The 23123-nt window shown below is 59.8% G+C and carries 22 protein-coding genes, 1 tRNA gene and 1 pseudogene; 7 read left to right on the top strand and 17 right to left on the bottom strand.

Annotated elements, in window-relative coordinates; genetic code table 11:
- Positions 1 to 192: 192 nt before the first annotated feature.
- Positions 193 to 1701: a sigma-54-dependent transcriptional regulator gene (locus V9L13_RS14045; RefSeq protein ID WP_338802808.1), complete on the top strand. Its 1509-nt coding sequence runs from the start codon at positions 193 to 195 to the stop codon at positions 1699 to 1701.
- 20 nt (positions 1702 to 1721) lie between these two features.
- On the opposite strand, the pseudogene V9L13_RS14050 reads toward V9L13_RS14045, so the two are convergent.
- Positions 1722 to 1808, bottom strand: a pseudogene (locus tag V9L13_RS14050) (metal ABC transporter ATP-binding protein); the annotation flags it as partial.
- A 331-nt stretch (positions 1809 to 2139) separates the two neighbouring features.
- Between V9L13_RS14050 and gcvH the strand changes: the two are divergent.
- The 6 genes from gcvH (at position 2140) to V9L13_RS14080 (ending at position 9340) form a co-directional block, all read left to right on the top strand.
- On the top strand, positions 2140 to 2523 hold the full coding sequence (gcvH, locus tag V9L13_RS14055) for a glycine cleavage system protein GcvH (protein ID WP_338802809.1): 384 nt from the start codon (positions 2140 to 2142) through the stop codon (positions 2521 to 2523).
- A gap of 11 nt (positions 2524 to 2534) precedes the next feature.
- Positions 2535 to 5387 carry an aminomethyl-transferring glycine dehydrogenase gene (gene gcvP / locus V9L13_RS14060; RefSeq protein WP_338802810.1) on the top strand — a complete coding sequence of 951 codons (2853 nt, stop codon included), beginning with the start codon at positions 2535 to 2537 and terminating at the stop codon, positions 5385 to 5387.
- A 207-nt stretch (positions 5388 to 5594) separates the two neighbouring features.
- A complete protein-coding gene (locus tag V9L13_RS14065; RefSeq protein WP_338802812.1) occupies positions 5595 to 6971 on the top strand; it encodes an L-serine ammonia-lyase in 1377 nt (458 codons plus the stop codon).
- A 41-nt stretch (positions 6972 to 7012) separates the two neighbouring features.
- A complete protein-coding gene (gene gcvT / locus V9L13_RS14070) occupies positions 7013 to 8137 on the top strand; it encodes a glycine cleavage system aminomethyltransferase GcvT (RefSeq protein ID WP_338802813.1) in 1125 nt (374 codons plus the stop codon).
- A 404-nt stretch (positions 8138 to 8541) separates the two neighbouring features.
- Positions 8542 to 8754 (top strand): cold-shock protein, encoded by a 213-nt coding sequence (locus V9L13_RS14075; RefSeq protein ID WP_003237709.1) that lies wholly within the window; start codon positions 8542 to 8544, stop codon positions 8752 to 8754.
- A 97-nt stretch (positions 8755 to 8851) separates the two neighbouring features.
- The gene (locus V9L13_RS14080; RefSeq protein ID WP_098965267.1) at positions 8852 to 9340 is read left to right on the top strand and encodes an RDD family protein; all 489 of its coding nucleotides are present in this window, start codon (positions 8852 to 8854) and stop codon (positions 9338 to 9340) included.
- A 136-nt stretch (positions 9341 to 9476) separates the two neighbouring features.
- Here V9L13_RS14080 and nadA read toward each other — a convergent pair whose 3' ends face one another.
- The 16 genes from nadA to aspS all read right to left on the bottom strand — a co-directional run bounded on the left by nadA (position 9477) and on the right by aspS (position 23086).
- Positions 9477 to 10535 carry a quinolinate synthase NadA gene (nadA, locus tag V9L13_RS14085; protein ID WP_025112797.1) on the bottom strand — a complete coding sequence of 353 codons (1059 nt, stop codon included), beginning with the start codon at positions 10533 to 10535 and terminating at the stop codon, positions 9477 to 9479.
- Between the two features lie 273 nt (positions 10536 to 10808).
- Positions 10809 to 10884 (bottom strand) — tRNA-Lys (locus V9L13_RS14090).
- A 62-nt stretch (positions 10885 to 10946) separates the two neighbouring features.
- On the bottom strand, positions 10947 to 11639 hold the full coding sequence (gene queC, locus V9L13_RS14095) for a 7-cyano-7-deazaguanine synthase QueC (RefSeq protein ID WP_103522278.1): 693 nt from the start codon (positions 11637 to 11639) through the stop codon (positions 10947 to 10949).
- Between the two features lies 1 nt (position 11640).
- Positions 11641 to 12288: a 7-carboxy-7-deazaguanine synthase QueE gene (queE, locus tag V9L13_RS14100; RefSeq protein WP_003227504.1), complete on the bottom strand. Its 648-nt coding sequence runs from the start codon at positions 12286 to 12288 to the stop codon at positions 11641 to 11643.
- 166 nt (positions 12289 to 12454) lie between these two features.
- The gene (ybgF, locus tag V9L13_RS14105; RefSeq protein WP_226499531.1) at positions 12455 to 13291 is read right to left on the bottom strand and encodes a tol-pal system protein YbgF; all 837 of its coding nucleotides are present in this window, start codon (positions 13289 to 13291) and stop codon (positions 12455 to 12457) included.
- A gap of 6 nt (positions 13292 to 13297) precedes the next feature.
- Complete coding sequence (gene pal / locus V9L13_RS14110; RefSeq protein ID WP_003178634.1) at positions 13298 to 13795, bottom strand: peptidoglycan-associated lipoprotein Pal; 498 nt, start codon at positions 13793 to 13795, stop codon at positions 13298 to 13300.
- Positions 13796 to 13847: 52 nt separating this feature from the next.
- The gene (gene tolB, locus V9L13_RS14115) at positions 13848 to 15128 is read right to left on the bottom strand and encodes a Tol-Pal system beta propeller repeat protein TolB (RefSeq protein WP_164747834.1); all 1281 of its coding nucleotides are present in this window, start codon (positions 15126 to 15128) and stop codon (positions 13848 to 13850) included.
- Between the two features lie 17 nt (positions 15129 to 15145).
- Positions 15146 to 16210, bottom strand: coding sequence for a cell envelope integrity protein TolA (gene tolA / locus V9L13_RS14120; RefSeq protein WP_098965272.1), 1065 nt, complete (start codon positions 16208 to 16210; stop codon positions 15146 to 15148).
- The gene (gene tolR, locus V9L13_RS14125; RefSeq protein WP_177434691.1) at positions 16210 to 16662 is read right to left on the bottom strand and encodes a protein TolR; all 453 of its coding nucleotides are present in this window, start codon (positions 16660 to 16662) and stop codon (positions 16210 to 16212) included. The genes tolA and tolR overlap by 1 nt, the downstream gene beginning before the upstream one ends.
- Before the next feature lie 23 nt (positions 16663 to 16685).
- A complete protein-coding gene (tolQ, locus tag V9L13_RS14130; RefSeq protein WP_003227517.1) occupies positions 16686 to 17381 on the bottom strand; it encodes a protein TolQ in 696 nt (231 codons plus the stop codon).
- Entirely contained in the window at positions 17371 to 17838 is a 468-nt protein-coding gene (gene ybgC, locus V9L13_RS14135) for a tol-pal system-associated acyl-CoA thioesterase (RefSeq protein ID WP_003227519.1), read from the bottom strand. The genes tolQ and ybgC overlap by 11 nt, the downstream gene beginning before the upstream one ends.
- Positions 17839 to 17965: 127 nt before the next feature.
- Positions 17966 to 19027, bottom strand: a complete 1062-nt coding sequence (gene ruvB, locus V9L13_RS14140) for a Holliday junction branch migration DNA helicase RuvB (protein WP_003227521.1) — start codon at positions 19025 to 19027, stop codon at positions 17966 to 17968.
- Positions 19028 to 19636, bottom strand: a complete 609-nt coding sequence (gene ruvA / locus V9L13_RS14145) for a Holliday junction branch migration protein RuvA (protein ID WP_003227522.1) — start codon at positions 19634 to 19636, stop codon at positions 19028 to 19030.
- A gap of 114 nt (positions 19637 to 19750) precedes the next feature.
- Complete coding sequence (ruvC, locus tag V9L13_RS14150) at positions 19751 to 20278, bottom strand: crossover junction endodeoxyribonuclease RuvC (protein ID WP_003227525.1); 528 nt, start codon at positions 20276 to 20278, stop codon at positions 19751 to 19753.
- Between the two features lie 158 nt (positions 20279 to 20436).
- Complete coding sequence (locus V9L13_RS14155; protein WP_003227527.1) at positions 20437 to 21183, bottom strand: YebC/PmpR family DNA-binding transcriptional regulator; 747 nt, start codon at positions 21181 to 21183, stop codon at positions 20437 to 20439.
- A gap of 127 nt (positions 21184 to 21310) precedes the next feature.
- Positions 21311 to 23086: an aspartate--tRNA ligase gene (gene aspS / locus V9L13_RS14160; protein WP_003227530.1), complete on the bottom strand. Its 1776-nt coding sequence runs from the start codon at positions 23084 to 23086 to the stop codon at positions 21311 to 21313.
- Positions 23087 to 23123: the final 37 nt, after the last annotated feature.

Here is a 23123-nt window from a genome sequence, read left to right on the forward strand (position 1 = left end):
CCCTGTGGGAGCGGGCTTGCTCGCGAAGGCGCCGGGTCAGTCACCATTTATGCAGTCTGACCTGGCGCCTTCGCGAGCAAGCCCGCTCCCACAAGGTATCTGTGTAGCGCTGCCAATCGTTGCAGATTTCACCATTGCCCCGCCCCAAGGCATACTTGCCACCCTCCGCACTGCAGAACACTGAACCGCCCCATGCGTATCCACGTCAGCTTCATCGACCGCGTCGGCATCACCCAGGAAGTCCTGGCTATCCTCGGTGGACGCAATCTCAATCTGGATGCGGTGGAGATGATCCCGCCCAACGTCTACATCGACGCCCCGACCTTGAGCCCGCAAGTGCTCGAAGAACTCAAAGATGCGTTGTTTCGCGTACTCGGTGTTGAAGCGGTGACGGTGGTCGACATTCTCCCCGGCCAGCGTCGGCACTTGCAGCTCGACGCGTTGCTCGCGGCGATGACCGATCCCGTGCTCGCCCTCGACAGCGCCGGCAAGGTGTTGCTGGCCAACCCGGCACTGATCGCGTTGTACGGGCGTGAACCGGCGGGCGAAAGTGTCTCTGAGCTGTTCAACGATCCCGGTCTGCTGGAAACCCTGCTCGAACAAGGCTTCCGTCTGCCGCTGCGCGAGATTACCGTCAATGGCCAGACTCTGCTGCTCGACGCTACACCGATCACCGACGCCGGCGCCCTGCTGACCCTGTATCAGCCGAACCGCATCGGCGAACAGCTCTCGGCGTTGCACCATGACCATGCCGAAGGTTTCGATGCGCTGCTCGGCGAGTCCCCGGCGATCCGCACCCTCAAGGCCCGCGCGCAACGAGTCGCCGCCCTCGACGCACCGCTGTTGATTCAAGGTGAAACCGGCACCGGCAAAGAACTGGTAGCCCGCGCCTGTCACGCGATCAGTGCGCGGCACAGTGCGCCGTTCCTCGCGCTGAACTGCGCGGCCCTGCCGGAAAACCTCGCCGAGAGCGAGTTGTTCGGCTACGCCCCCGGCGCCTTCACTGGCGCGCAACGTGGCGGCAAACCGGGGCTGATGGAACTGGCAAACCAGGGCACGGTGTTTCTCGACGAGATTGGCGAGATGTCGCCGTACTTGCAGGCCAAGCTGCTGCGTTTTTTGAACGACGGCAGCTTCCGTCGAGTGGGCGGTGATCGCGAGGTGAAGGTCAACGTGCGGATCCTCAGCGCCACGCACCGCGACCTGGAGAAAATGGTCAGCGAAGGGCTGTTCCGCGAAGACCTGTTCTATCGTCTCAACGTGCTCAACGTCGAAGTGCCGCCGCTGCGTGAACGCGGTCAGGACATCCTGCTGCTGGCGCGCTATTTCATGCAGCAGGCCTGTGCGCAGATCCAGCGCCCCGTGTGCCGTCTGGCCCCCGGCACCTATCCGGCGCTGCTCGGCAACCGCTGGCCGGGCAACGTGCGGCAGTTGCAGAACGTGATCTTCCGCGCGGCGGCGATCTGCGAAAGCAGTCTGGTCGACATCGGCGATCTCGATATCGCCGGCACCTCGGTGGCGCGGCAGGCCGACAGCGACGTCGACAGCCTCGAACAGGCCGTGGAATCCTTCGAAAAATCGCTGCTGGAAAAACTCTACGTCAGCTACCCCTCGACCCGCCAACTGGCCAGCCGCCTGCAGACCTCGCACACGGCGATCGCCCATCGACTGCGCAAATACGGCATTCCCAACAAACCGTAAGCCGCACGCGGTCAAAAATGTGGGAGCGGGCTTGCTCGCGAATGCGGTAGGTCATTCAACAGTGATGTCGACTGATCTGACGCCTTCGCGAGCAAGCCCGCTCCCACAGGGGGATAAGTGACGGATTCGAAATCCGTTCAAAAGCGACTTCCATCTGTACTGAAAGCGCTACAGCGGAACGATATCGCTACACCGTCCTCCGATCACCGCTGTGCAAGGCTTTGATCCGCTTCAGCTTTTCTCCCCGCCCCAAGCTGTAGCGATTTCGCTACAGACACTCGATTCCGACCACTCCTAAAAACAGCCAACTATCTGATTTATATAAATAAATCCAAGATGGCCGCGTTCTTGCTAAGTAACCGCTCATAAAATCAGGGCTTTCCCGCCCAAGCCTTCCACCGCGTCCACCAGACGAGTCTGGCCCCCTTAGGAGTTTCCATGAGCGAGTTGCGTTTTACTGAAGATCACGAATGGCTGCGCACCGAAGCTGACGGCAGCGTCACTGTCGGCATCACCGCTTTCGCGCAGAACGCCCTGGGCGACGTGGTGTTCGTGCAACTGCCTGAGCTGCAGGCTTACGAAAAAGGCGCCGAAGCCGCCACCGTGGAATCGGTCAAGGCCGCCAGCGGCGTGTACATGCCCCTCGACGGTGAAGTCGTGGAAGTGAACCCGGCACTGGACGGCAGCCCGGAACTGGTCAATGAAGATCCGTTGGGCGAAGGCTGGTTTTTCCGCTTCCAGCCAAGCGACGCCGCCGCTGTAGCGAAATTGCTGGATCAAGACGCCTACGACCGTTTGATCAAAGCCCAAGCCGAAGCCTGAGGAGTAGCGAAATGACCCAAGTAAACCTCGGCACTGCCAACGAATTCATCGCCCGTCACATCGGCCCGCGCGCCGGTGACGAGCAAGCCATGCTCAACAGCCTCGGCTTCGACTCGCTCGAAGCCCTGAGCGCCAGCGTCATCCCGGAAAGCATCAAGGGCACCAGCGTGCTCGGCCTGGACGACGGTCTGAGCGAAGCCGATGCACTGGCGATGATCAAATCGATTGCCGGCAAAAACCAACTGTTCAAGACCTACATCGGCCAGGGCTACTACAACTGCCACACGCCGTCGCCGATCCTGCGCAACCTGTTGGAAAACCCGGCCTGGTACACCGCTTACACCCCGTACCAGCCGGAAATTTCCCAGGGCCGTCTCGAAGCGCTGCTGAACTTCCAGACCCTGATCAGCGACCTCACCGGCCTGCCGATCGCCAACGCCTCGTTGCTCGACGAAGCCACCGCCGCTGCCGAAGCCATGACCTTCTGCAAACGCCTGAGCAAGAACAAGGGCAGCCACCAGTTCTTCGCCTCGATCCACAGCCACCCGCAAACCCTCGACGTGCTGCGCACCCGTGCAGAGCCGCTGGGCATCGACGTGGTGGTCGGCGATGAGCGTGAACTGAGCGACGTCACGCCGTTCTTCGGCGCACTGCTGCAATACCCGGCGAGTAACGGTGATGTATTCGACTACCGCGAACTGACCGAGCGTTTCCACGCCGCCAACGCGCTGGTGGCCGTGGCCGCTGATCTGCTGGCTCTGACGCTGCTGACCGCTCCGGGCGAGTTCGGCGCCGACGTCGCCATCGGTTCCGCGCAACGCTTCGGCGTGCCGCTGGGCTTCGGTGGCCCGCACGCGGCTTATTTCTCCACCAAGGATGCGTTCAAGCGCGACATGCCGGGCCGTCTGGTCGGCGTGTCGGTTGACCGTTTCGGCAAGCCGGCCCTGCGTCTGGCGATGCAGACCCGCGAGCAACATATCCGCCGCGAGAAGGCCACTTCTAACATCTGCACCGCGCAGGTGCTGCTGGCCAACATCGCCAGCATGTACGCCGTGTACCACGGCCCGAAAGGCCTGACGCAGATCGCCAACCGCGTGCATCACCTGACCGCGATTCTGGCCAAGGGCCTGAGCGCACTGGGCGCGAAAGTCGAGCAGACAAGCTTCTTCGACACCCTGACCCTCGCCACCGGTGCACACACCGCCGCCCTGCACGACAAGGCACACGCCGCGCAGATCAACCTGCGAGTCATCGATGCCGAGCGTCTGGGCCTGTCGGTGGACGAAACCACCACCCAGGCTGACATCGAAACCCTATGGAGGCTGTTCGCCGACGGCAAGACCCTGCCGGACTTCGCTGCGCTGGCCGCTTCGGTGCAAAGCACCATCCCGGCGGCGCTGGTGCGTCAGTCGCCGATCCTCAGCCACCCGGTGTTCAATCGTTATCACTCGGAAACCGAGCTGATGCGCTACCTGCGCAAACTGGCGGACAAGGACCTGGCACTGGATCGCACCATGATCCCGCTGGGCTCGTGCACCATGAAACTCAACGCCGCCAGCGAAATGATCCCGGTGACCTGGGCCGAATTCGGGGCCCTGCACCCGTTCGCCCCAGCCGCACAGAGCGCCGGTTATCAGCAACTGACCGACGAACTGGAAGCGATGCTCTGCGCCGCCACCGGTTACGACGCGATCTCGCTGCAACCGAACGCCGGTTCGCAGGGTGAATACGCAGGCCTCTTGGCGATTCGCGCTTACCACCAGAGCCGTGGCGACGAGCGCCGCGACATCTGCCTGATCCCGTCGTCGGCCCACGGCACCAACCCGGCCACCGCCAACATGGCCGGCATGCGCGTGGTGGTGACCGCGTGCGATGCGCGTGGCAACGTCGACATCGAAGACCTGCGCGCCAAGGCCATCGAGCACCGCGAACACCTCGCGGCGCTGATGATCACCTACCCGTCGACCCACGGCGTGTTCGAAGAAGGCATCCGCGAAATCTGCGGAATCATTCACGACAACGGCGGCCAGGTGTACATCGACGGCGCCAACATGAACGCGATGGTCGGCCTCTGCGCACCGGGCAAGTTCGGCGGCGATGTCAGCCACCTGAATCTGCACAAAACCTTCTGCATTCCGCACGGCGGTGGCGGCCCGGGCGTAGGCCCGATTGGCGTCAAGTCGCACCTGACCCCGTTCCTGCCGGGTCACGGCCAGATGGCACGCAAGGAGGGCGCGGTCTGTGCAGCGCCGTTCGGCAGCGCAAGCATTCTGCCGATCACCTGGATGTACATTCGCATGATGGGCGGCGCCGGTCTGAAGCGTGCTTCGCAACTGGCGATCCTCAATGCCAACTACATTTCCCGTCGCCTCGAAGAGCACTATCCAGTGCTGTACACCGGCAGCAACGGTCTGGTGGCGCACGAATGCATCCTCGACCTGCGTCCACTCAAAGACAGCAGCGGCATCAGCGTCGATGACGTTGCCAAGCGCCTGATCGACTTCGGTTTCCATGCGCCGACCATGTCGTTCCCGGTGGCCGGTACGCTGATGATCGAGCCGACCGAAAGCGAATCCAAGGAAGAACTGGACCGCTTCTGCGACGCCATGATCCGCATCCGCGAAGAAATCCGCGCGGTGGAAAACGGCACGCTGGACAAGGACGACAACCCGCTGAAAAACGCTCCGCACACCGCAGCGGAGCTGGTCGGCGAGTGGACCCATCCGTACAGCCGCGAGCAGGCGGTGTATCCGGTGGCGTCGTTGGTCGAAGGCAAATACTGGCCGCCGGTCGGCCGCGTCGACAACGTGTTCGGCGACCGCAACCTGGTCTGCGCCTGCCCGTCGATCGAAAGCTACGCTTAACCGAAGGAGGGGCAGATTTACCTGCCCCGATTTCAGCAAAACCATAGATCCCAATGTGGGAGCGGGCTTGCTCGCGAATGCGGCGTATCAATCGCCATCAATGTTGCCTGACACACCGCATTCGCGAGCAAGCCCGCTCCCACAGGGGATTTGTGTCCAGCCTCGAGCTTGCGCCAATTCCTATAACAAGAAACCGGAGAACCACTCATGTCGTTAAGCGTGTTCGACCTGTTCAAGATTGGCATCGGCCCTTCCAGCTCCCACACCGTCGGCCCGATGCGAGCCGCTGCGCGCTTCGCCGAAGGCCTGCGCCGCGACGACCTGCTGCCTGCAACGAACTCCGTCAAAGTCGAGCTGTACGGCTCGCTTGGCGCCACCGGCAAGGGGCACGGCAGCGATAAAGCCGTGCTGCTTGGCCTTGAAGGTGAACACCCGGACACCGTCGATACCGAAACCGTCGCCGCGCGTCTGCAGGAAATTCGCGGCAATGGCAGGCTGAATCTGCTCGGCGAACACAGCATCACGTTCAACGAGAAAGAACACCTGGCGATGATTCGCAAGCCGTTGGCCTATCACCCCAACGGCATGATCTTTCGCGCCTTCGATGCGGCGGGCATTCAGATCCGCAGCCGCGAGTACTACTCGGTTGGCGGTGGTTTTGTGGTCGATGAAGACGCGGCCGGGGCCGACCGCATCGTTGAAGACGCCACCCCGCTGACCTTCCCGTTCAAAAGTGCCAAAGACTTGCTCGGCCATTGCGCCACCTACGGGCTGTCGATCAGCCAGGTGATGCTGACCAACGAAAGCGCCTGGCGCCCGGAGGCGGAGACGCGCGCCGGTCTGCTGAAAATCTGGCAAGTGATGCAGGACTGCGTTGCCGCTGGCTGTCGCAACGAAGGCATTCTGCCGGGCGGGCTGAAGGTCAAACGCCGGGCGGCGGCATTGCACCGGCAACTGTGCAAGAACCCGGAATCGGCGCTGCGCGACCCGCTGTCCGTGCTCGACTGGGTCAACCTCTACGCCCTCGCCGTCAACGAAGAAAACGCCAACGGCGGCCGCGTGGTCACCGCGCCGACCAACGGTGCGGCGGGGATCATCCCGGCGGTGCTGCATTACTACATGCGGTTTATCCCGGGGGCGAACGATGACGGGGTGGTGCGCTTTCTGCTGACCGCCGCCGCCATCGGCATTCTGTACAAGGAAAACGCCTCGATCTCCGGCGCCGAAGTCGGCTGTCAGGGCGAAGTCGGCGTGGCCTGCTCAATGGCGGCCGGCGCGTTGTGCGAAGTCCTCGGAGGCAGCGTGCAGCAAGTGGAAAACGCTGCGGAAATCGGCATGGAACACAACCTCGGCCTGACCTGCGACCCGATTGGCGGGCTGGTGCAGGTGCCGTGCATCGAGCGCAACGCTATGGGCTCGGTGAAAGCGATCAACGCGGTGCGCATGGCCATGCGCGGTGACGGGCAACACTTCGTTTCCCTCGACAAGGTCATCCGCACCATGCGCCAGACCGGCGCCGACATGAAAAGCAAATACAAAGAGACCGCCCGCGGCGGTCTGGCGGTCAACATTATCGAATGCTGATGCTCACGCATCGGCGGCTGCATATTTTTCAGGAGTTGAAGATGTCCACCGAACAACTGTCGAAAACCCCGTTGCACGCTCTGCACATCGAACTCGGCGCCCGTATGGTGCCGTTCGCCGGCTACGACATGCCGGTGCAATACCCGCTGGGCGTGATGAAGGAACACCAGCACACCCGCGAGCAGGCCGGGCTGTTCGATGTCTCGCACATGGGCCAGATCCGCCTGACCGGCGCCAATGCCGCCAAGGCTCTGGAAACCCTGGTACCGGTGGACATCATCGACCTGCCAGTGGGCATGCAGCGCTATGCGATGTTCACCAACGACAGCGGCGGCATTCTCGACGATTTGATGGTCGCCAATCTGGGCAACGACGAGCTGTTTCTGGTGGTCAACGCCGCGTGCAAGGATCAGGATCTCGCGCATTTGCAACAACACATCGGCGACCAGTGCACCATTACGGAGCTGTTCGAAGCCCGCGCCCTGCTGGCGTTACAAGGCCCGGCGGCGGTCAGCGTGCTGGCGCGTCTTGCGCCAGAGGTGGCGAAGATGACCTTCATGCAGTTCAATCGCGTGCAACTGCTGGGCGTGGATTGCTTCGTCAGCCGCTCGGGTTACACCGGTGAAGACGGTTTCGAAATCTCGGTGCCCGCCGCCGATGCGGAAAAACTCGCCCGCGCTTTGCTCGCTGAACCGGAAGTCCAGGCCATCGGCCTCGGCGCCCGCGACTCGCTGCGCCTGGAAGCCGGCCTGTGCCTGTACGGCCACGACATGAATACCGACACTACCCCGATCGAAGCCAGCCTGTTGTGGGCGATCTCCAAGCCACGCCGTGCCGATGGCGCGCGCGCCGGTGGTTTCCCGGGTGCGGAGCAGGTATTTGCCCAACAGCAGAACGGTGTTGCGCGCAAACGCGTCGGCCTGCTGCCGCAGGAACGTACGCCAGTGCGTGAAGGCGCAGAAATCGTCAACGAAGCAGGCGAGATCATCGGCAGCGTGTGCAGCGGTGGCTTCGGCCCGACGCTGGGCGGTCCATTGGCGATGGGTTACCTCGATAGCGCTTATGTCACTCTCGACACACCAGTCTGGGCCATCGTTCGTGGGAAAAAGGTGCAAATGCTTGTAAGCAAAATGCCATTTGTTCCACAACGCTACTATCGTGGTTGATTGACTGTTTCTATAAGTAACGCGATTGCGTTATGCGTGCACTAATGTGTAACGCAATCGCCACAAAAAAGTGCATTTTCTAACATCTGATTCGATTATGAACTTTACTTATAACGTTCGAAAACTTTTGAACAAGCTAATCGTCTAAGCCGCACTAGCAGACTGACTAACTGCCAGCAGGAACAGTAAAACCGGGGCCTTCGCGGGGCTTGTTTTTTCTCCCGTAGTTGGCGTAGAGTTTGTTCACTGTGTTTGCATGGGTCAGCTTGGAATCGTGACCTGGGCAGTAGCCTACAAAGTTAGCTACATCCCGCTCGACGTCTTCTTACTCTCCTGCAACCAGCCCCAGTACTCTTTCATGAGAAAGAGACTGTCATCAATTTATGCGTCAAAGGATATAAGAAATGTCGACACGTCAGAGCGGTACCGTCAAGTGGTTTAACGACGAGAAAGGTTTTGGTTTTATCACTCCAGAAAGCGGTCCGGATCTGTTCGTGCATTTCCGCGCCATTCAGGGCAACGGCTTCAAGAGCCTGAAAGAAGGCCAGAAAGTGACCTTCGTTGCTGTGCAGGGCCAGAAAGGCATGCAGGCTGATGAAGTACAAGCAGAAGGCTAATCTTCTGTAACGAAAAAGCCCCTGATATTGATATCAGGGGCTTTTTTGTGCGCGCGAATCCGTAAAATGGCGCTTCATTTTGCGTCCAGAGGCTGCCATGTCGAAAAACCTGCTCACTCCCCAGGGCGACTTTCCTGCTGTTGGCCTCGGCCGCCGCTTGGCAGCCATGTTCTATGACTTCCTGCTGTGCACCGCCCTGCTGATCGTTACCGGCTTCGTTTACAAGTTGATCCAGGCAGCGATCATCGGTGAAGAACGCCTGCGCGTACTGACCGACGCCGGAAAAATGGATGGCGATCCGCTGTATTCCACGGTGCTGCTGTTGGTGCTGTTTGCGTTCTTCGCCAAGTTCTGGACTCACGGCGGACAGACACTGGGCATGCAGGTGTGGGGCATACGTGTGCAGAACGCCGATGGCAGCGCGATCAGCCTGTGGCAAGCGCTGCTGCGGTTTATGGTGTCGATCGCTTCGTGGCTGTGCGCAGGACTTGGATTCTTCTGGTCGCTGTACGACAAGCAGAAGCGCACCTGGCACGACATCTATTCCGATACCCGCGTGGTGCGGATTCCGAAGAAGAGCAAATAAATTCCAGACGCCAGATACCAATGTGGGAGCGGGCTTGCTCGCGAAGGCGGTGTATCAGTCACCTTTTGCATCGACTGATACACCGCCTTCGCGAGCAAGCCCGCTCCCACAGGTTTTGCGTGTTGCCTCAACGAGCTTAAGCGTTACCCGCCAGCTTCATCCGCGCCGCCTGAGTGAAATCCAGCATGCGTTTCAACGGGCGGATCGCCTGCGGAATCAACGCCGGATCGACAAAGATCTCGTTCGTCCCTTCCTTCAGGCTCTTGAGAGTGCGCTCAAGGGTGTTCATGGCCATCCACGGGCAATGTGCGCAACTGCGGCACGCTGCGCCGTTACCGGCGGTTGGCGCCTCGATGAAGACCTTGTCCGGGCACAACTGCTGCATCTTGTAGAAGATGCCGCGGTCGGTGGCGACGATCAGGGTCTTGTTCGGCAGGCTTTGCGCGGCAGCGATCAACTGACTGGTGGAACCTACGGCGTCGGCCAGTTCGATCACCGAGGTCGGCGACTCGGGGTGCACCAAAATCGCGGCGTCCGGGTACAGCGCTTTCATGTCTTCGAGCTGCTTGGACTTGAATTCCTCGTGGACGATGCAGGCACCGTCCCACAACAGCATGTCGGCGCCGGTCTTGCGTTGAATGTAGGTGCCCAGGTGCTTGTCCGGGCCCCAGATAATGGTCTCGCCGTTGTCCATCAGGCTTTCGACGATCTCCAGCGCACAGCTCGACGTCACTACCCAGTCAGCCCGGGCTTTGACGGCGGCCGAGGTGTTGGCGTACACCACCACCGTGCGCTCCGGATGCTGATCGCAGAACGCCGAGAACTCGTCCACCGGGCACCCCAGGTCCAGCGAGCAGGTCGCGTCCAGGGTCGGCATCAGCACGCGTTTTTCCGGGTTGAGGATCTTCGCGGTCTCGCCCATGAACTTCACGCCGGCGACCACTACGGTCTTGGCCGGATGGGCATTGCCGAAGCGGGCCATCTCCAGGGAGTCGGACACACAGCCACCGGTTTCTTCGGCCAGGGCCTGAATCACCGGATCGCAATAGAAGTGGGCAACCAGCACCGCGTCCTGAGCCTTGAGCTCAGCGGCGATGGCGGAACGGTAGTAGGCCTCTTCCTCGGCACTCAGCGGTTTAGGCTGTTTGGCATCGAGGTGGGCTTGAACCAGAAGGCGTTCGGAAATCTGCGTCATGTTCGCAAGACCTGCAGGCGCTTTCGCGCGAAAGTCGAGTATACACCCGGCTCCGGACCGCTTGAGGGTACCGCCGGGAGAGTGAGTTTTTATCAGGCACGGACAGCGTTGAAGCTGCGCAAGGCTACAGAATATCCCGTTGATACAAAAGATGATTCTGACCTGTGTCAGCGCAGGCGATGATGAAAGGAGCGGTGCCCGAATCGCAGGCAAAAAAAAAACCCGGAAATCCTCACTTTCGTGGGCCTTCCGGATTTTCTAAACCGCCAAATATGGTGGGTCGTGTGGGATTCGAACCTACGACCAATTGGTTAAAAGCCAACTGCTCTACCAACTGAGCTAACGACCCGCTGTGTGGTGGCGCGTATAATACTGATTTTTAAGGACTATTCAACACCTTTTTGAAAAAAATCAAAAATAAGGTGTTGGATCGCTTACACCGGCCGCTGCGAAGCCTTCTGCACGCAGGCGGCAGCTGTCGCATTTGCCGCACGCACGGCCTTCATCGTCCGCCTGATAGCAGGATACGGTCAGGCCATAATCCACACCGAGCTTCACGCCAGCCTGAACGATCTGCGCCTTGCTCAGGTTCTGCAGCGGCGCCTGAATGCGGAAGCCGTTGCCTTCCACGCCGGCCTTGGTCGCCAGGTTGGCCATGCGCTCGAACGACTCGATGAACTCGGGACGGCAATCCGGGTAACCGGAATAGTCCACCGCGTTGACGCCGATAAAGATGTCACGCGCACCGAGCACTTCAGCCCAGCCCAGCGCCAGCGACAGGAACACGGTGTTGCGCGCCGGCACGTAGGTCACCGGAATGCCCTCGCCCAGTTCTTCCGGAATGTCGATGCTGGTGTCGGTCAGCGCCGAGCCGCCCATGCCGTTCAGATTCAGACCGATCACTTTGTGCTCGACCACACCCAGATCGCGGGCAACACGTGCGGCGGCGTGCAATTCAGCGTGAGAGCGCTGACCGTAATCGAAGCTCATGGTGTAGCAGGCGTAACCTTCAGCCCGGGCCATCGCCACGACCGTAGCCGAATCCAGACCACCCGACAGCAGGATTACCGCACGTTTTTCATTAGTGTTCAGTTGTTCAGTCATATCAGCGCCCCGGCTCGTCATTCCATAGATATTTATGCAGCTGCAATTGCAGCCGCACCGGCAGGTTGTCTGCCACCACCCAGTCCGCCAGATCCCTGGCATTGAGGTCATGATGACTTGGGGAAAACAGCACTTCTCCCGCACGTCGATCGAGACCGTACTGGATCAGCTTCGAGACCGCCCAGTCATAGTCGTCCCGCGAGCAGATGACAAACTTCACCTGATCGTTGGGCGTCAGCAGTTCGATATTTTCGTAGCGGTTGCGATGCGCCTCCTTAGAGTCCGGCGTCTTCAAGTCGACTACGCGACTGACGCGCGAATCTACCGCCGAGATGTCGAGCGCACCACTGGTTTCCAGTGACACTTCGTAACCGGCATCGCACAACTGTTTAAGCAAAGGGATGGCGTTCGGCTGTGCGAGCGGCTCACCGCCGGTCACACAGACATAGCGCGGACGATATCCGGCCACTTGCTCGAGGATGTCGTCGAGGGTGCGGATCGTACCGCCGCTGAACGCATAGGCACTGTCGCAGTATTGGCAACGCAACGGGCAACCGGTCAGGCGCACAAAAACCGTGGGCAGCCCGGCAGTCCGTGTTTCCCCCTGCAACGAGTAGAAAACTTCGGTAATTCTCAATGTGTCTTGCATAGTCGCCACGGGCGTAACAGCTAAACAGGCTGTCCGCCTCCGTCAGGCACTTCAAGCAACCCCGCCAACGCGTAGATCACCAGAAGCGTGTTTCAGAAAAAGGGCGTGAATTCTAACGAAAAAACCCGCGACAAGCGCGGGTTTCTTCCAAACGGGTCAAACACACTTACATGCGTTGCAGATCGCGTTGGGCCAACTGAGCCGCAGAGGTACCCGGGTATTGGGAAACCACCTGCTGCAGAATGCCTTTGACCTTGTCGGTGTGACCGAGGCGGCGCTCTACGTCAGCCAGCTTGTACAGCGAATCCGGCACTTTGGCGTGCTTGGGATAGAGCTGCGAAACCTTGGCAAAAGCCTGACCTGCACCTTGCAGATCGCCCTTGGCCAGGTTCACTTCACCCAACCAGTATTGGGCGTTGCCCGCGTACTGGCTGTTCGGGTATTTGCGCAGGAATGCCGAGAAAGCCTGGCTGGCCTTGTCGAAATCCTTGGCTTTGATCAGGTCGAAAGCGGCATCGTAATACAGCTTTTCCTTGGCCGGATCACCCGGTTCGCTACTCGCAGCAGGTGCCTGGGCGGCAGCAGCCCCGGCGCCAGCGGCAGCACCGGCAGCAGCACTTGCATCGCCACCGGCAGAAGAATTCTCAGGAGTCGCGGCAGGTGCAGCACCGGATCCTATGCGCCGATCAAGATCCTGGTATCGCTCCAGGGATTCCTGCTTCATGCGCGCAACCTGATTCTGCAGTTCTTCGATCACGCCTTGCTGGCGCGATATCTGATCCTGCATCTGTTGCAGTTGGTTGAACAGCATGCCCTGTGCCGAGGCAGGGGCCGAAGCCGCTCCCCCGGCATAGGCGCCGTTCGTACCGTAACCCGCAGGCGGATAACTGCTCCCGCTATTGTTATAACCGGAGTTGTCATCGACCACAGGAACCGCAGCCCACACCGCAAGCGGCGCGAGACTGAGAGCCAGGACAGTTACAGCACGACGGCACGTTCGCATATCGAATTACTTACGCAGTTCGACGCGACGGTTTTGAGCCCAGGACTGCTCGTCGTTGCCGGTAGCAACTGGACGCTCTTCGCCGTAGGAAACCAGTTCCAGCTGAGCTGGGGAAACACCTTGCAGTACCAGGTAGCGCTGAACGGCTTTCGCACGACGCTCGCCCAGTGCCATGTTGTACTCACGAGTACCACGTTCGTCGGTGTTGCCTTCCAGAACAACGCGAGCGCCGTTTGCTTTCAGGTCTTTGGCGTGAACGTCCAGAGCGCGCATGGCTTCTGGCTTCAGGTCCGAGCTGTCGTATTCGAAGTAGAAGGTGGTGATTGCGCGCAGAGCAGCTTCTTCGCTCAGGGAACCGTCAACGGCACCAGTGTTTGCGCCGTAACCAGCGTTTGGATCAACAGCGCCTTCACCGGCGTTGTCGCCGCCTTTGGACGAGCAACCTACAGCTACAGCCATGGCCAGAGCCAGCGCAGCAAATTTACCAAACTTCAGCATTTCCATCGTGAAACTCCTAATGAACCCCAGTGTGTTAAGTAAAACGTAAAGCGCCGCGTCAGTTCAGGTAAGGGGACCAGGACGGTTCTCTGACTTCGCCTTGTGCGGTAGGAAGCGGGAGCCTCACGCGTCCATTAATGGACACGAGCATCAAGACTCCCCGGCCCTGCTGGCGGGTGGCGTAGATTACCATGGTGCCGTTGGGCGCAACAGTAGGTGACTCGTCCAGAGTGCTATCAGTGAGGATCTTTACACTACCTCGCTGCAAATCCTGGGCCGCCACCTTGAAGTTGGTGAAACCATCCTGGCGATGGATCATCACCAGAGTCTTTTCATCAGCCGACAGCTTCGGGTTGGCGTTGTAGTTGCCAATGAACGTCACACGCTCGGCACCACCGCCGCTGGCGCTGGTTTTGTAAATCTGCGGCTTGCCACCACGGTCCGAGGTGAAGTAGATGGTCGAACCATCCTTGCCCCAGTACGGTTCGGTGTTAATGCCAGGACCTGCCGTCACACGAGTGATCTGACGCGAACCCAGGTTCATCACATAGATGTCCGGGTTGCCGTCTTTCGACAGGACGAAAGCCAGGCGATTGCCATCCGGCGACCAGGCTGGCGCGCCATTCAGGCCTTCGAAGTTGGTGATCTGCTCACGGCGACCGGTGTCGATGTTCTGCATGAAGATCCGTGGACGCTTCTGCTCGAACGACACATAGGCGATGCGCTTGCCATCCGGCGCGAAACGCGGCGACAGGATCGGCTCGCGCGACTGCAGCAGGGTCACGGCACGTGCACCGTCGTAGTCCGAACGCTGCAGGGTGTAGCGAGTGTTCTTCTCGGAGAAACGCTCGGCTGTCACGTACAGCAGACGAGTCGAAAACGCACCTTTGATACCGGTGAGTTTTTCGAACGACTGGTCCGAGATGAAGTGCGCCATGTCACGCAGTTGCTCGGTGGTACCGGACACACTGCCGTCAGCCACTTTCTGCTCGGTGGCCACGTTGAACAGTGCCCACTGCACCTGCAGGCGACCGCCCGCCGGAGCAATGCTGCCGACCATCATGTATTGAGCACCCACCGCCTTCCAGTCACGGAAAATGATTTCGCTCGGCTGGCTTGGCTGGCTGATCATGTTTTGCTTTGGAATCGGCGAGTAGTAGCCCGAGTTCCGCAAATCGTTACCAATGATTTCTGCCATGTCATCCGGCAACACGGCACCGCCCTGCATACCGAACGGAACGACGGCGATCGGAGTCGCCCGATCGCTGCCGCTGGTGACCAGAATGTTCTTTTCATCCGCCATCGCGATCCCTGCCATGCAGCAGATCACGACCAGCATTCCTCGAAGAAGGTTTCTCACAAGGCTAGATCCTCAGGTGTGAATGTCATCTTGAATGAACGATACGGAGCGAAATCGCTCGGCTTCATTCCCTGCATTTCCGTCAAACGTCCAATATTCTTCACTGCCGCGACTGCTGAAGCATCGAACGGACCGTCGCCACTGGACTTGGCCACGCTGACCGAAGTCACCGTACCGTCCGGCAACATGCCGATTTGCAGCACGACCGTCATGCCTTTGCGTGCCGAAGGAGGACGCGCCCAACCTTCCGCTGCTCGCGCACGAATCAGGTCATCGAAACTGCCCGCGACTTCGTCACCCTGCTCATCGGCCAAGGCCTGCTGACGCTGCGGCGTGTCGGAAAGCAAATCTGCCAGGGCCTGAGCCTTTTTCTCTTCGGCGGATTTACGTGCCGCTTCCTGCGATTTCTTCTTCGCAGCATCGGCAGCAGCTTTCTTCTTCGCTTCGTCGGCGACTTTCTTCTTCGCCTCTTCAGCTTCAGCTTTTTTCTTGGCGTCTTCGGCGGCTTTCTTCTTCGCGTCTTCGACGATCTTCTTCTTGGCTTCTTCCGCGGCCTCTTTCTTGGCCTCTTCTTTAGCCTCTTCTTCGGCTTTCTTCTTGGCTATATCAGCCAATTGTTTCTCTTCTGCCTTCTTGGCCTCGGCTTTCTTCGCATCGTCGGCTTTCTTGGCTTCATCAGCCTTTTTCGCCTCGTCCGCTTTCTTCGCCTGATCGGCCTTCTTGGCTTCCTCGGCCTTTTGAGCCGCTTCTTCTTTCTTTTGTTCCGCAGCCTTCACCGCTTCCTGCTCGACCTTTTTCTGTTCCATCTGCTCGACTTCGGTCTGGCGCGCGGCGGATTTCTTCGCCTCACCCGCAATCTTCTGATTGGTCTGGGTGGTTGCCTGACTTTTCGATTTCAGCTGGTACAGGGTCGCCTGGACAATCGGCTTGGCCGGCGGCAACTCCGGTGTGAAGGCGAAACTGACGAACAGCATGCCGAACACCAGCACGTGCAGGACAATTGCCAGAACACTAGGCCAGAAGTAGCTTTCCGAGGCGGACGGCTCTCGCTGTTGCTGCATCAGGGGGCCTCGGTAATCAAACCAACATTACCGACCCCGGCTTTCTGCAACCCGCCCATGGCCCCCATGACGGAGCCGTAGTCGACCGACTTGTCGCCACGAATAAAGACCTGGGTACGCTTGCCACCTTCGGTGCCGGCACGAATGATCTTGGTCACCGCGTCAGTCATCTGCGGCAGCGTCATTGCCCTGTCCTGCTGCTTTTCAGTGTCGACTTCGCTGCCAAGGTTCCAGTAGTAGGTCTTGTCAGCCTTGATCGAAATGGTCAGCACCTGAGTGTTGTTGTCCTGCGGCAAGGCTTCGCTGGAAACCTTGGGCAGATCCACTTTCACGCCCTGATTGAGCATCGGCGCGGTCACCATGAAGATAACCAGCAGCACCAGCATCACGTCGATGTATGGCACCACGTTCATCTCGGCGACCGGCTTGCGCTTGTTTCGGGCTCGAGCGATTAAAGCCATCGGGAAATACCTGCTTATTCTTCGCTGGTGTGCACTTTGCGGTGCAGGATCGCCTGGAACTCATCGGCGAAGGTGTAGTAGCGGCTCAGCAAAGTTTCGCTGCGGGCAGAGAAACGGTTGTAAGCGATAACGGCCGGGATCGCGGCGAACAGACCGATCGCGGTGGCAATCAGGGCTTCGGCGATACCCGGGGCCACGGTGGCCAGGGTCGCTTGCTGGGCCTGAGCCAGACCACGGAAGGAGTTCATGATGCCCCACACGGTACCGAACAGACCGATGTACGGGCTGACCGAACCGACAGTGGCGAGGAACGGCAGGCTCTGCTCCAGTTTCTCTTCTTCACGGGAGATGGCGACGCGCATGGCACGCGCCACACCTTCCATTACTGCTTCAGGGTCAACACCTGGCTGCTGACGCAGACGGGAGAATTCCTTGAAACCGGCACGGAAGATCTGCTCCACGCCCGAATCCGGATCCGGGTTGCTGCCGGCCTGACGGTACAGCTTGGACAGATCGATACCCGACCAGAAGCGCTCTTCGAAGCTCTCCAGGGCGCGTCGACCGGCGCGCAACAGATTGCTGCGCTGAAAGATCATGATCCATGAGGTCACCGATGCGGCCACCAGGGTCAACATTACCAACTGCACCACGATGCTGGCATTGCTGACCAGGCTCCACATGGAGGAATGGTCGACGACGTTAGCTTCCACGCTTTATCTCCTGCTTTGAGTGTGTACCCGTGCCGCCCGCGTCGGCAAAGGCCGCACGCAAGGATTCGGGCATGGCCCGGGGTTTCAAACTGTCGGTGCGCACACAGGCCACCAGAAACTGCCCTTCACAGAGCAGCGCATTATCCGTGGCCCGCCTGACCTGCTGTTTAAAGCGCAGGCTGGCACGGTTCAATTCGATTACATCAGCGCTTACCAACAGTTCGTCGTCCAGTCGCGCCGGCGCGTGGTAGCGCGCTTCGCTGGAATGCACGACAAACAACAGGTCCTCCCCTGCCAGTTCCGACTGGGCAAAGCCCAGCGTCCGGAGCCGCTCGGTTCGAGCCCGTTCCATAAACTTGAGGTAATTAACGTAATACACGATGCCGCCGGCATCGGTGTCCTCGTAATAAACGCGACAACGATGTGCGAACGGCTCAAGCCCGTTTTGCGCGCGCATACTCTAGTGCTTACTCCTCGGGTTGCCAATCCGGACAGGCAACTGTTTTTTCAGTGTTTAAGGCTTTACCGCAAAAGTACCGTCCTGTGACAGTACAAACGCTGAATAAATCGCCAATAAATGTGTATTAATCGTCCAAGGCATCGAGAAACTCGTCTGCCACGGGCATTTCGCCCATTCGTGACGGAATGTTTAAACCGAAGTGCAGATACGCATGCCGTGTCACCACCCTGCCCCGTGGCGTGCGCATGATGTAGCCCTGCTGGATCAGGTACGGCTCCAGCACGTCTTCAATGGTATGACGCTCTTCGCTGATCGCCGCCGCGAGGCTGTCGATGCCTACCGGACCGCCATCGAACTTCTCGATCATGGTCAGCAGCAAGCGCCGGTCCTGATGGTCGAAACCGTGTTCATCGACGTCCAGCAGGTTCAACGCCAGATCGGCCACCGACTTGGTGATATGGCCCTTGGCGCGCACTTCGGCAAAATCGCGCACCCGACGCAGTAGACGGTTTGCGATTCGCGGCGTACCACGGGCACGACGAGCGATTTCGAAAGAACCCTCCGGATCCAGTGGCAGACCGAGAATAGCCGCAGACCGACTGACAATCGTCGCCAGATCCGCCGTGCTGTAGAACTCCAGACGCTGGACGATACCGAAGCGGTCACGCAACGGGTTGGTCAGCATGCCGGCACGAGTAGTAGCGCCCACCAGAGTGAACGGCGGCAGATCCAGCTTGATCGAGCGCGCCGCCGGCCCTTCGCCGATCATGATGTCGAGCTGGAAGTCTTCCATCGCCGGGTACAGCACTTCTTCAACGATGGGCGACAGACGATGGATTTCGTCGATGAACAGCACGTCGTGCGGCTCAAGATTGGTCAGCAGTGCCGCCAGGTCGCCCGGACGCTCAAGTACCGGGCCGGACGTGCTCTTGATCGACACGCCCATTTCCTGAGCAATGATATTGGCCAGGGTGGTTTTACCCAGACCCGGCGGGCCGAAGATCAACGTGTGATCCAGCGATTCACTGCGACCACGCGCCGCCTGAATGAACAGCTCCATCTGCTCGCGGACAGTCGGCTGGCCAATGTAGTCAGCCAGGCTGACCGGGCGAATGGCCCGGTCCTGGACTTCTTCGCGCTCACGCGGGCTGTGCGCGGCGGCGATCAGACGATCAGCTTCAATCACTTAAATCATTCCCTTCAGGGCGCGGCGGATCAGGTCTTCACTGCTCAAATTCTTGTCCTTGATGGCGGTAATCGCCTTGCTCGCTTCCTGCGGTTTGTAGCCCAGAGAAATCAGCGCGCTGACCGCATCGTTTTCAGCGGTATTGACCGGCGCCGGGCCGTCCGGCTGATTCGGCACCAGGGCGAACATGGCGGGTGAGGTTTCCCAGGCCTTGAAGCGATCCTTCAATTCGACCAGCAGACGCTCGGCAGTTTTCTTGCCAACCCCCGGTACCTTGGTCAGCGCCGAAGTGTCCTGGGATTGCACGCAGCGGATCAGTTCATCGACTTCCAGGCTCGACATCAAGGCCAGGGCCAGTTTCGGTCCGACACCATTGAGACGGATCAACTCACGAAAAAAGTCTCGCTCACGCTTGCCGGCGAAACCATAGAGTAACTGCGCGTCTTCGCGTACGACCAAATGGGTGTGCAGCGTCAGCGGTTCACCGACCGACGGCAGACGATAAAGGGTGGTCATGGGCACTTCCAGCTCATACCCGAGGCCGTTTACATCCAGAATCAGGTGCGGCGGCTGTTTCTCAGCCAAGGTGCCGCGCAAGCGTCCAATCACGTTTCAGATCCTTGAGCGTTGGCCAGCCGTGGGCTGGCGACAGATGGAAGGCGGGAATCGGGCCGACGACCCAGGCGCGAAATCCGCATTCCGCAAAAATGATTGCTGATGCTATCAGAGACGCAGGCGCCCGCCACGACTGCGTGCGGTTCCCAGGCCATGCGGCAGCAGGCTGGAACGGGTGTGCGCGTGACAAATCGCGATGGCCAGGGCATCCGAGGCATCGATCTGCGGTTTGCTGGTCAGCTTGAGCATGTGCATGACCATCATCTGCACCTGTTCCTTATTGGCGGCACCGGTGCCGACCACGGCTTGCTTGACCTGGGTTGCGGTGTACTCGGCAATCTCCAGGCTTTCCTCGGCACCGGCAACGATTGCCGCACCGCGAGCCTGGCCGAGCTTGAGGGCCGAATCGGCGTTTTTCGCCATGAACACTTTTTCGATGCCCATGGTCACCGGGCCATAGGTCTGAATGATTTCACGCACGCCGCGATAAACGATTTGCAGCCGCTCATGCAGCTCGCCGGCGCCGGTACGGATGCAGCCGGAGGCCACGTAGATGCAGCCGCCGCGGCCGGTATCGCGAACAACCCCGTAACCGGTGATGCGCGAGCCGGGGTCGATACCCAGAATTAAAGTCATAACGCCTGCGGATTCGGTAGAAACACGAAAATCAAAACAGCGAATAACCAATGTGGCAGCGGGCTTGCTCGCGAATGCGGCGTGTCATTCAGCATTGATGCTTGCTGATTCGCCGCATTCGCGAGCAAGCCCGCTCCCACATTGAAGCCTAGTCGCTCTTAACCGAGCTGAGCGGCCACATCTTCCGGAATGTCCGCGTTGGAGTAGACGTTCTGCACGTCATCCAGATCCTCGAGCATGTCGATCAGCTTGAGCACCTTCTCCGCGCCTTCCAGATCCAGTTCGGCACTGGTGGTCGGCTGCATGACGATTTCTGCGTCGTCCCCCTTGAACCCGGCCGCTTCCAGCGCGTTACGCACGGCATAGAAGCTGGTGAACGAGGTGAACACGTCGATCGAGCCGTCTTCATGGCTGACCACGTCGTCGGCATCGGCTTCCAGCGCCGCTTCGGTCAGCGCGTCTTCATCGACGCCCGGGGCAAAGCTGATCTGGCCCTTGCGTTCGAACAGATACGCAACCGAACCGTCGGTACCGAGGTTGCCGCCACATTTGCTGAACGCATGGCGCACGGCAGCTGCGGTACGGTTGCGATTGTCGGTCATGCACTCGACCATCACCGCCACGCCGCCCGGGCCGTAACCTTCATAGGTCAGTTCTTCAACGTTGTCCGCTTCGGTCGCACCGGCGCCACGCGCAACGGCGCGGTCGATGATGTCACGGCTCATGTTCGCACCCAGCGCCTTGTCCAGGGCCAGGCGCAGACGCGGGTTGGAACCCGGATCGCCGCCGCCCTGACGGGCCGCAACGGTCAGCTCACGGATCCACTTGGTGAAGATCTTGCCTCTCTTGGCATCCTGACGTTCTTTGCGGTGCTTGATGTTCGCCCACTTGGAATGACCTGCCATAACTCGCTCCGAATTCTCTTGAAACGTTGCCCGCCCTGCTCATGCAGCGGCCAGCAAACAAAAAATCTCGACCTGCTCTCTATAGATAGAAAAAAGGCGCATCCGAAGATGCGCCTTCAGGCCCGTCTTACTCAGCCTTTGGCGTTTCACGCAAACGAATGTGCAGCTCGCGCAGTGCCTTGGCATCCACCACACCCGGCGCTTGCGTCATGACGTCCGCAGCACTCTGGGTTTTCGGGAAGGCGATCACTTCACGGATCGACTGGGCGCCGGTCATCAGCATCACCAGACGATCCAGACCGAAGGCCAGACCACCGTGCGGCGGTGCACCGTATTTCAGTGCGTCGAGCAGGAAGCCGAACTTCTCTTCCTGTTCCGCCTCATTGATACCCAACAGGCGGAAGACCGCTTGCTGCATTTCCTTGCGGTGGATACGGATCGAACCACCACCCAGCTCGGTACCGTTGAGCACCATGTCGTAGGCGCGGGACAGAGCGCCGGCCGGGTTGGCTTCCAGCTCTTCAGGGGAGCACTTCGGTGCGGTGAACGGGTGGTGCAGCGCAGAGAAGCTGCCGTCGTCGTTCTCTTCGAACATCGGGAAATCGACGACCCACATTGGCGCCCACTTGCAGGTCAGCAGGTCGAGGTCGTGGCCGAGTTTGATACGCAGCGCGCCCAGGGCTTCGCTGACGATCTTGGCCTTGTCGGCGCCGAAGAACACGATGTCACCGTCAACTGCGCCGACGCGATCGAGGATCACGTTCAGGTTGGCTTCAGGGATGTTTTTCACGATCGGCGATTGCAGGCCTTCAACACCGGCAGCGCGCTCGTTGACCTTGATGTACGCCAGGCCCTTGGCACCGTAGATGCCGACGAACTTGGTGTAGTCGTCGATCTGCTTGCGCGGCATGCTCGCCCCGCCTGGAACGCGCAGTGCAGCGATACGGCATTTCGGATCGTTGGCCGGGCCGCTGAAGACCTTGAATTCGACTTCTTTGAGTTGATCGGCGACGTCGACCAGTTCCAGCGGGTTACGCAGGTCCGGCTTGTCGGAACCGTAACGGCGCATGGCTTCTTCGAAGGTCATGTGCGGGAATTCGCCGAATTCCAGATCCAGCACTTCCTTGAACAGGTTGCGGATCATGCCTTCGGTCAGGCCCATGATGTCTTTTTCGTCGAGGAAGCTGGTCTCGATGTCGATCTGAGTGAACTCAGGCTGACGGTCGGCACGCAGGTCTTCGTCGCGGAAGCACTTGGCGATCTGGTAGTAACGGTCGAAACCGGCAACCATCAGCAGTTGCTTGAACAGCTGAGGCGATTGCGGCAGCGCGAAGAACGAACCGGCGTGAGTACGGCTCGGCACCAGGTAGTCGCGGGCGCCTTCCGGGGTAGCACGGGTCAGGATCGGTGTTTCGACGTCGAGGAAACCGTTCTCGTCGAGGAAGCGACGGATGCTGGTGGTCATGCGCGAACGCAGACGCAGCTTCTCGGCCATTTCCGGACGACGCAGGTCCAGGAAGCGGTAGCGCAGGCGGGTTTCTTCGCCGACGTCGGAGTATTCGTTGAGCGGGAACGGCGGGGTTTCCGACTCGTTCAGCACTTCCAGCTCGTAGCCCAGCACTTCGATCATGCCCGACGCCATGTTGGCGTTGGTCGCACCGGCCGGACGCAGACGCACCTTGCCGGTGATCTTCACGACGTATTCGCTGCGCACGCGATCAGCGGCGGCGAAGCTCTCGGCGCGATCCGGATCGAACACCACCTGAGCCAGACCATCACGATCACGGATATCGAGGAAAATCACCCCGCCGTGGTCGCGACGACGGTGAACCCATCCGCAAAGGGTAATTTCCTGGCCTTCCAGGCTTTCGTTCAGTTGGCCGCAATAATGGCTGCGCATCATGGTAGTGGTTTCGCTTCTCGTAATTCGAAATTCGGTG

The organism is Pseudomonas sp. RSB 5.4 (assembly GCF_037126175.1).
Taxonomy (GTDB): domain Bacteria; phylum Pseudomonadota; class Gammaproteobacteria; order Pseudomonadales; family Pseudomonadaceae; genus Aquipseudomonas; species Aquipseudomonas fluorescens_H.

Excerpts from the sequence above, each read along its gene's own strand:
- nadA (WP_025112797.1), bottom strand. The coding sequence starts at position 10,535 with ATGACGCAGATTTCCGAACGCCTTCTGGTTCAAGCCCACCTCGATGCC.
- gcvH (WP_338802809.1), top strand. The coding sequence starts at position 2,140 with ATGAGCGAGTTGCGTTTTACTGAAGATCACGAATGGCTGCGCACCGAA.
- V9L13_RS14080 (WP_098965267.1), top strand. The coding sequence starts at position 8,852 with ATGTCGAAAAACCTGCTCACTCCCCAGGGCGACTTTCCTGCTGTTGGC.
- pal (WP_003178634.1), bottom strand. The coding sequence starts at position 13,795 with ATGGAAATGCTGAAGTTTGGTAAATTTGCTGCGCTGGCTCTGGCCATG.
- ybgF (WP_226499531.1), bottom strand. The coding sequence starts at position 13,291 with ATGCGAACGTGCCGTCGTGCTGTAACTGTCCTGGCTCTCAGTCTCGCG.
- ruvC (WP_003227525.1), bottom strand. The coding sequence starts at position 20,278 with ATGACTTTAATTCTGGGTATCGACCCCGGCTCGCGCATCACCGGTTAC.
- aspS (WP_003227530.1), bottom strand. The coding sequence starts at position 23,086 with ATGATGCGCAGCCATTATTGCGGCCAACTGAACGAAAGCCTGGAAGGC.
- queC (WP_103522278.1), bottom strand. The coding sequence starts at position 11,639 with ATGACTGAACAACTGAACACTAATGAAAAACGTGCGGTAATCCTGCTG.
- V9L13_RS14065 (WP_338802812.1), top strand. The coding sequence starts at position 5,595 with ATGTCGTTAAGCGTGTTCGACCTGTTCAAGATTGGCATCGGCCCTTCC.
- ybgC (WP_003227519.1), bottom strand. The coding sequence starts at position 17,838 with ATGCGCGCGCAAAACGGGCTTGAGCCGTTCGCACATCGTTGTCGCGTT.
- queE (WP_003227504.1), bottom strand. The coding sequence starts at position 12,288 with ATGCAAGACACATTGAGAATTACCGAAGTTTTCTACTCGTTGCAGGGG.
- tolB (WP_164747834.1), bottom strand. The coding sequence starts at position 15,128 with ATGCTGGTCGTGATCTGCTGCATGGCAGGGATCGCGATGGCGGATGAA.
- V9L13_RS14045 (WP_338802808.1), top strand. The coding sequence starts at position 193 with ATGCGTATCCACGTCAGCTTCATCGACCGCGTCGGCATCACCCAGGAA.
- V9L13_RS14075 (WP_003237709.1), top strand. The coding sequence starts at position 8,542 with ATGTCGACACGTCAGAGCGGTACCGTCAAGTGGTTTAACGACGAGAAA.
- gcvT (WP_338802813.1), top strand. The coding sequence starts at position 7,013 with ATGTCCACCGAACAACTGTCGAAAACCCCGTTGCACGCTCTGCACATC.
- tolA (WP_098965272.1), bottom strand. The coding sequence starts at position 16,210 with ATGCAGCAACAGCGAGAGCCGTCCGCCTCGGAAAGCTACTTCTGGCCT.
- gcvP (WP_338802810.1), top strand. The coding sequence starts at position 2,535 with ATGACCCAAGTAAACCTCGGCACTGCCAACGAATTCATCGCCCGTCAC.
- V9L13_RS14155 (WP_003227527.1), bottom strand. The coding sequence starts at position 21,183 with ATGGCAGGTCATTCCAAGTGGGCGAACATCAAGCACCGCAAAGAACGT.